The sequence below is a fragment of the Microcystis sp. M083S1 genome (assembly GCF_020246405.1).
In the GTDB taxonomy this organism is placed as follows: Bacteria; Cyanobacteriota; Cyanobacteriia; order Cyanobacteriales; family Microcystaceae; genus Microcystis; species Microcystis aeruginosa_C.
Map to the genome: position 1 here is coordinate 1 of NZ_JADBTB010000195.1, position 2,699 is coordinate 2,699.

Genomic DNA, 2,699 nt, shown 5'->3' on the forward strand with positions numbered 1-2,699 from the left:
ACTGGAATTGAGCTTGGGTTTGTGGCAAGGTTCCTATCGGGGAATTGAGCGGCTATGGTTGCGCTGGTTGACGCTGGAGGGAGAGTTGATTCCCCTGGCCGATGAGGAGTTAATTGTGGCGAAACAAGAGGCTTCTGCGGCGAAACAAGAGGTTTCTGCGGCTAAACAAGAGGCTTCTGCGGCCAAACAAGAGGCTTCTGCGGCCAAACAAGAGGCTTCTGCGGCGAAACAAGAGGTTTCTGCGGCTAAACAAGAGGCTTCTGCGGCCAAACAACGAGCAGAACAACTAGCGGCACGATTGCGGGAATTAGGGATAGATCCTGAAACTATTCCTCAGATTGACTTTTAAATTTAGGCAGAGCCTAAATGTTTGGTTACAAGGCAGAGCCTTGGAACCAAGTATCAAAAACCCCCCAAAAAAGAGAGAGGAAACCCGCGTCTCCTCTCCCTTGTAGGCATTATTTTCTAGCTTTGCGGACAGCACCCCCTAGCATTAAACCGCCCAGTGTGATAAAACCAAGAAGGCTCGCGGGTTCGGGGACCGGAACGGGTGCGGGCTGATTTCCGGGCACGGTCAACACACTCGACATCGCATACAGCGACTTCGCAGTGGAAGAAACGTCAGTGGTCTGCGCTATCCAACCAGAAAAAACCACGGAATCAGCCTGCCCCGCGGCCACGGAACCAAAGAACCCTCCTCCGCCCAACTGATTCTGAGGAAATCCGGTACCGAGATAAACTGATCCTGTCCAAACAAGGTTGGAGGAGATAACATCGTTAGGTTGTAGATTTATGGGGTGTTGGAGAGACCCATCCCAGAGATCGGCATTATTATTGGCGACCTTGTTGCCATCTATGAGGTAGATGGGAACATCTGGCTGACTGCCATCAGTACCGGTATTGACTTTGGCAGAGGTAGCGAAAGTAGAACCGATCGCCTTCCAAGTGATTGTACCCAGGTTAAATCCTGCCGTTGTTAATTGCGTAGCAAGAGCGCTTCCTGTTACCTGGTTGGTGACAAAGGTATTGTAGTCGTTGATGTTGGAGCTTGTTGCATTCCGTGTGCCGGAGGTGACAAACACCAAACGATACTGATCGCCCGGATTCAAGCCTGTAGGGACGACCACCAAAGCAGCCTGTGCCGCACTGGTTCCCAGAGTTGCCAGGGCAACCCCGGCGGAGACAATGCCGAGTTGTTTTATTTTCATCAAAAGAAAAGGGTTAATGGTAAATGGTTTGAGTGCTTAGGACATTTAGATTTGGGTTAAGCAATAGGGCAACCCAAAACAATGACCAGCGAACCTAACATTCAAGAGGGTACACACTTCCCCCCCCCGCGTTGTATCAAAAGCTACAATTTAATAAATATTTACATTCTTCTCCCCCAAGGCTTGCGCCCCTTGTATATTGGAGAAGTGGTAGGGTGTCAGCCTTTTCTTCGAGAGGATTTGCTGATCACCGGGACCCCAAGAGAGCCATCTGATCACTTATAAACTGTTGACTATCTAAATTACTCGTTAAGACTGCATTAGAGGTAAATATTTCATGAGCCAAACCATCACACCTTCTTCCTTAAAAGCTAGTTTAGCCCCCAATCCCACTAGAGCAGCAACGGTGGAGGATGGGGGAAATGTGCTAGGGGAATTTCTGCAAGAAACTCTGGCCATGACTAAACGTCTGTTCATCCAATTACAACGTCGTCCTTCAACCCTAATCGCGGGGGTAATTCAGCCCTTTATGTGGCTGATTTTATTCGGGGCATTGTTTTATAAGGCTCCCCAGGGACTATTCGGCAACGATCTCAGTTATGCTAAATTTCTCGCCCCCGGAGTGATTGTCTTTACCGCTTTTTCTGGGGCCCTCAATGCCGGTTTGCCGGTAATGTTCGATCGAGAATTTGGCTTCCTTAACCGTCTCTTGGTAGCACCTTTAACCACTCGTTACTCGATCGTGGCCGCTTCTACCATCTATATTATCGTCCTCAGTTTCATCCAAACCGCCTCGATCGTGGCTGCTAGTGCCTTTTTAGGGGCCGGATTGCCTAGTTTAGCCGGATTAGGTGCGATCGCTTTGATTGTTTTCCTAATAGTTTTGGGGATGACTGCCTTGAGTCTCAGTTTAACCTTTGCTCTGCCCGGACATATCGAATTAATCGCCGTCATTTTCGTCACCAATTTACCGCTTTTATTTGCCAGTACCGCCCTCGCTCCCTTAAACTTTATGGCAGATTGGTTACAAGTAATCGCTAGTCTCAACCCTCTTACCTATGCGATCGAACCAATCCGTTATATTTATTTCAATCAGCACTGGTCTTTTGATAGCATAGTCTTACAAACCCCTTGGCTTGACCTCAATTTCTTGACAGTTTTAGCCCTGCTCTTCGCTTTCGATCTGCTAATCCTTTTGGCAATTCAGCCCTTACTTCGTCGTCGTTTTGCTTAAATCAGTTATCAGTTATAAGTTATCAGTTTACTGTTCACTGAAAAGCCTACAACTTTCTCACCACCAAAAACTAGACAAGTAAGTAGTTATAATTAAATTGAATATAGATTTTGCCTCTGATCCCCCCTTAGTCCCCCCTTGATAAGGGGGGTGCCGATCCCCCCTTAGTCCCCCCTTGATAAGGGGGGTGCCGATCCCCCCTTAGTCCCCCCTTGATAAGGGGGGTGCCGATCCCCCCTTAGTCCCCCCTTGATAAG

At 48.3% G+C, this 2,699-nt stretch carries 2 protein-coding genes and 1 pseudogene; 2 read left to right on the forward strand and 1 reads right to left on the reverse strand.

The annotated features are described in order from the left end of the window. Window positions 1-349 (forward strand): annotated as a pseudogene (locus tag IM450_RS17925) (hypothetical protein); the annotation flags it as partial. Between the two features lie 109 nt (window positions 350-458). Here IM450_RS17925 and IM450_RS17930 read toward each other — a convergent pair. Then, window positions 459-1,208 carry a PEP-CTERM sorting domain-containing protein gene (locus IM450_RS17930; protein WP_287668971.1) on the reverse strand — a complete coding sequence of 250 codons (750 nt, stop codon included), beginning with the start codon at window positions 1,206-1,208 and terminating at the stop codon, window positions 459-461. Window positions 1,209-1,545: 337 nt separating this feature from the next. On the opposite strand from IM450_RS17930, the gene IM450_RS17935 reads away from it, so the two are divergent. After that, entirely contained in the window at window positions 1,546-2,442 is an 897-nt protein-coding gene (locus IM450_RS17935) for an ABC transporter permease (RefSeq protein ID WP_287668974.1), read from the forward strand. Window positions 2,443-2,699 lie beyond the last annotated feature (257 nt).